Source organism: Paenibacillus sp. N119s (genome assembly GCF_059447605.1).
The window spans coordinates 1-4661 of sequence record NZ_JCAJRU010000316.1 but is presented as its reverse complement, the minus strand read 5'-3'; the positions used below and the strand labels follow the sequence as shown (position 1 = coordinate 4661).

Here is a 4661-nt window from a genome sequence, read left to right as displayed (position 1 = left end):
ATATGTGAAAAAAGTGCAGTACCTTTGGAAAAGACGCTGACGAGTGTAGAGTTGTATGGAAATACCTCTGCGGCGTCCATTCCGTTGGCTTTACAGTGTGGATTAGATGATGGACGTTTAAGATATGGACAACGTGTGGTGTTATATGGATTTGGGGGAGGCCTGACGTATGCAGGTCTGCTATTAAAATGGAGTGTGCCCGATTTGTAAGTTGGTCTAATTAATGCATAAGCAATAGTAATAGTAAGGAAAGATCATGTAAATAGACGTTCGCATTAGATTTATCGTAAGATGGCAGGATGGTATAATTAACATTAAGAGAGAAAGGAGCGTAACATGAAGGTATTGGTATTGGCAGAAAAACCATCCGTGGCCAGAGAGATTGCACGAGTGATGGGCAGCCGTGAGAAACATAAAAGTTATATAGAAGGCCCAAAGTATGTAGTGACATGGGCACTGGGTCATTTGGTCGGCTTAGCAGAGCCTGAGGATTACGATTCTAAGTATGCGAATTGGAACTTGGAGGACTTGCCCATTCTTCCGAAGAACGCCAAGTTAAAGGTATTACGGGAGAGCAATCATCAGTTCAAAGCTGTACAACAGCTGATGAAACGGCAGGACATTGGAGAACTTATCGTGGCAACAGATGCTGCTCGTGAAGGCGAACTGTTGGCGCGTTGGATTATACAAATGGCAAACTGGAGAAAGCCTTTCCGACGCTTATGGATTTCCTCGCAGACGGATAAGGCCATCAAGACAGGTTTTGCAAAATTATTGCCTGGTCAGCAGTTTGACCGTCTATATGAATCGGCTCGCTGTAGGGCTGAAGCAGATTGGATGATTGGTCTCAATGTAACCCGCGCGTTGACGGTTCGTTACAACGCCCAGCTTTCGGCTGGAAGGGTACAGACACCAACACTGGGAATGATCATGGAACGTGAGAAGGAGATCACCCAGTTTCGTTCTCAGGAATATGATACTTTGACGGCGGATTTTGGCCATTTTCAAGCAACTTGGCGGGCAGAAAACGGGGATTCACGCATGTTTGACCGTACTCAGGCAGAAACTTTGCGCCGCAGGCTCGAAGGGGCCAAAGGTACAGTGGTGAGTGTGAAAAAGAGTGAAAAGAACGAGCCTCATCCGCTGGCGTATGATTTAACTGAGCTGCAAAGAGATGCTAACCAGCGCTACGGCTTCTCGGCCAAGCAGACGTCCAATGTTCTTCAGCGGCTGTATGAGCAGCATAAGCTGGTGACCTATCCACGCACAGACAGCCGTTATCTTACATCGGATATGGTGGATTCACTTAAGGAAAGACTCAGTAGCGTAGCAGTAGGTCCGTATGCTTCTTTAGCACGTCCGCTATTGCGTAACAACTTGCCAATCACAAAACGAGTTGTGGATGACAGTAAAGTTACAGATCACCATGCGATTATTCCTACTGAGCAGACATTATTGCTTAATCAGCTGAGCCCAGAGGAACGCAAACTGTATGATCTGATTGCGCGCCGTTTTATCAGTCTGTTCTACCCACCTGCACGTTATGATGCTGTAGCTGTATCGGTCATGGTGGAGCAGGAAACATTTCAGGTCAAAGGTACAACCATAAAAGATAGCGGTTGGCGTGCTGTATATGACGAAAGTCATTATGAATTGGACGAGGAAGAAGCAGATGAGCGTGAAAATAATGGACGGGACGTTATTTTGCCTGAGCTGAAAAAAGGAGACTCCGTCCAATTGCAGCGTTGCATTGTACGAGCTGGACGAACGATGCCGCCGAAGCGGTATACAGAAGCGGCCTTGCTGGCTCAGATGGAAAAGCATGGTTTGGGTACTCCAGCTACGCGCGCAGATCTGATTGAGAAACTCGTCAGTTCCGATACGATAGAACGCCAGGGGAATGTGATGCATCCAACCGGCAAAGGCAAGCAACTGATCGAACTGGCGGCTCCGCAGCTGAGAACGCCTGAATTGACGGCACGTTGGGAAGCAGAGTTGGAACGGATAGCTCGTGGTCAAGGACAACCTGAGCCATTTTTGAATTCTATCCGTGCGATGGCGAAAGAACTGGTTGCTACTGTGAAAAATAGCAGTGCGGAGTACAAGCCTCATAACGTGACGAATAGCCATTGTCCGGATTGTGGTACAAAATTGCTGGAGAAGAAAGGTAAGAAAGGTAAGTTTCTCGTATGCCCAAGTGCGGATTGCGGTTACCGTCGTTCGGGGGAAAAACGCTTGTCCAATCGACGTTGCCCGCAGTGTCATAAAAAGATGGAAATGAAAGAGGGCAAAGCAGGTTTGTATGTAAGATGCTTACCTTGCGGTATTACGGAGACGCTGGATAAGGACAAGCAACGGGTAAACAAACGGGAACAGCAAAAGTTGGTAAAACAATTTGAAAAGAAAGAATCTTTTGGTTCCAGTTTGGGTGATTTGCTAAAAGCGGCAATGGAGCAAAAGCAGGGCGAGTAAAGAATAGCCCAACATATACAAGCAACACAATCAGCAGGCATAAGTCGGTATAAAAAAGCTCACTCCTTGGCATGGTAATCCGAGGAGGTGAGTATTTATGCCCAAACATAAGCCGCTTAAAATTAATAATCAGCAAAATAAATCAAGTATACTGGAGGAAGAAATCGCTGCTCATCCAGAGAAGCAAGCTAAATATCCTCCAAGCTTGAACGGGATTCCCAAACAGCATTCTTGATGCTGCATATAAGGGAAAACGAATGGCTTGTAAAGCATCAAGACGATTAAATACCAGATGAAATAGTGATTGGTGACAAAAATTATCTTGCATAAAAGAAGCAGCAGTACGGTGGTGAACCGTAACTGCTGCTTCTTTTTCATAATAAGGATGTTGTATTTATTGGATTTGGGATGATTGCCCTTAGTATTCATTAAAGAAAGTTTGAATTTGGTTCACATCGTGCGTCTGAGTCAAAGCGAGCATGAGCAAAATCCGTGCTTTTTGCGGATTGAGCGAATCGGTGGACACAAAGTTCGATGCTGCGTCTGTTGTCGATGGGGATACAACTCCAGTTCCTACGCGAGTGGAGCGGGCGATAATCACTCCTTTTTTACCTGCGGCCTCTGCGCCTTCTGAGGAGGTTTTGGACAAGGAGCCATTACCGGAACCGGCAACCACTATGCCCTTGGCACCAGCTGCTACGGCTGCATCATACAGGTAGCGACCATTGTTTTGATACTCGTATAAAATATCTACTTGTGGCAGCTGAGTCAGATTGGAGATGTCGAATACAGAAGAAGTCGTATGCTTATGAGTGGATTTGTTGTAGTAGTAGACCTGATCGCCTACAACAGCTCCAAGGTATCCCTGCTCTACAGACTTGAACGTATCGACTGCTGTTGTGTTCGTTTTTGTGATGTATCTTGCTGCACCGATGCGATCGTTCAGCAATACGAGTACGCCTTGACCTTTGGAGGCCGCAGCTCCGGCGACCTTTACAGCATTATAAAGATTGAATGGACCATCGGCACTGATGGCAGTAGCTGGGCGCATAGAGCCAACGACAACCACAGGCTTATCGCTCTTAACGACAAGGTTGAGGAAATAAGCGGTTTCTTCTAACGTGTCTGTACCATGGGTGATAACAATACCATCTACATCGTCTCTGGCGAGCAGTTCGTTGGTGCGTTTGGCAAGTTTTAAGAGGATTTCATTATTTACATCAGGGCTACCTACGTTAACTACTTGCTCACCACTGACATTTGCAATACTTTTCATCTCAGGAACAGCATTGATCAAGGTTTCAACACCTAATGCACCAGCTTTATAGCCGGTTGTATCTGTGTTGACGGAGGATGACCCTGCAATCGTCCCTCCTGTGGCCAATATTTTAATATTGGGTAAATGATTGGTTTGTTTGTCTGGAGTAGTAGTGGCAGTACCAGTAGATACCGTTGTGCTGGTTGTGGCTACGGTTGCAGCGTTAGCAGTAAATCCACCACTCCATAAGGTACTTCCGAGAATAAAGCTGGCCAACAGGGGAATCATTGTCATTTTTTTCATGTTAGTCATATAAAGCTCCTCTCCAATCTTAAACCTTGAAATATTAATGATAGATTAACTGACAAAAAAATGTCGAATTACGTTAATATCACGCATTATAGAGTGTGAGAATGACTTTAGTCAATAACTATGTCATGAAATATAACACGTAGATTTATTTTTATATATGTAATCGCTTTAATTATACCTGAATGGAAGAGATTTGAAAACAAAACAACAAGCAGAAATCTCAAAAAGAGTCTGCTTGTTGTTTTTGGTAAAAGGTGAACAACGGAGTGTACCTTTAATTTCATTTAATGAGAGTGACAAGGGTGTAGTTGATGTTTTACGGTATTACATGGTTTTATAGTTGAAATATAGATCCATGATCAGGGGTTTTTGCTATGCTGTTTTGTTGGCAAGCTGGCGCTGGGAGTTCCTTTTCCTCGTTTACGGTTATGTTCTGCCTTTTTTGCATTTTCTCGCAGTTTCTCAACGTATTCATGGGTACTTTCCATTACAGTTCCTCCTTTAATGAAAATAGATGCACTTGGGAATTCCCTCATACCCCGTTACTATTTCCGCAAAAACGTTTTCCCAATCAGAGAAGGCGTTGTTTCTATAAAAGGGGTAAGGTTATAATGAAGGA

Annotated in this window: 5 protein-coding genes; 3 read left to right on the top strand and 2 right to left on the bottom strand. The window is 44.5% G+C overall.

Features of this window, described 5'->3' with window-relative positions:
• The 3 genes from AC5V8P_RS23575 to AC5V8P_RS23565 form a co-directional block, all read left to right on the top strand.
• On the top strand, positions 1-210 hold a 210-nt coding region (locus AC5V8P_RS23575), incomplete at its 5' end, for a 3-oxoacyl-[acyl-carrier-protein] synthase III C-terminal domain-containing protein (protein WP_495473921.1).
• Positions 211-336: 126 nt separating this feature from the next.
• Positions 337-2472: a DNA topoisomerase III gene (locus tag AC5V8P_RS23570; RefSeq protein ID WP_064795797.1), complete on the top strand. Its 2136-nt coding sequence runs from the start codon at positions 337-339 to the stop codon at positions 2470-2472.
• A 97-nt stretch (positions 2473-2569) separates the two neighbouring features.
• Entirely contained in the window at positions 2570-2707 is a 138-nt protein-coding gene (locus AC5V8P_RS23565) for a hypothetical protein (protein WP_187360594.1), read from the top strand.
• A 183-nt stretch (positions 2708-2890) separates the two neighbouring features.
• Here the strand turns inward: AC5V8P_RS23565 and AC5V8P_RS23560 are convergent, their stop codons facing one another.
• Together AC5V8P_RS23560 and AC5V8P_RS23555 are read right to left on the bottom strand one after the other, a co-directional pair.
• Positions 2891-4042: a type II asparaginase gene (locus tag AC5V8P_RS23560; RefSeq protein ID WP_064795798.1), complete on the bottom strand. Its 1152-nt coding sequence runs from the start codon at positions 4040-4042 to the stop codon at positions 2891-2893.
• Positions 4043-4401: 359 nt separating this feature from the next.
• On the bottom strand, positions 4402-4530 hold the full coding sequence (locus tag AC5V8P_RS23555) for a DUF4023 family protein (protein WP_010348779.1): 129 nt from the start codon (positions 4528-4530) through the stop codon (positions 4402-4404).
• Positions 4531-4661 lie beyond the last annotated feature (131 nt).

Coding starts and splice junctions, on each gene's coding strand:
- AC5V8P_RS23570 (WP_064795797.1), top strand. CDS start 337: ATGAAGGTATTGGTATTGGCAGAAAAACCATCCGTGGCCAGAGAGATT.
- AC5V8P_RS23565 (WP_187360594.1), top strand. CDS start 2,570: ATGCCCAAACATAAGCCGCTTAAAATTAATAATCAGCAAAATAAATCA.
- AC5V8P_RS23560 (WP_064795798.1), bottom strand. CDS start 4,042: ATGACTAACATGAAAAAAATGACAATGATTCCCCTGTTGGCCAGCTTT.
- AC5V8P_RS23555 (WP_010348779.1), bottom strand. CDS start 4,530: ATGGAAAGTACCCATGAATACGTTGAGAAACTGCGAGAAAATGCAAAA.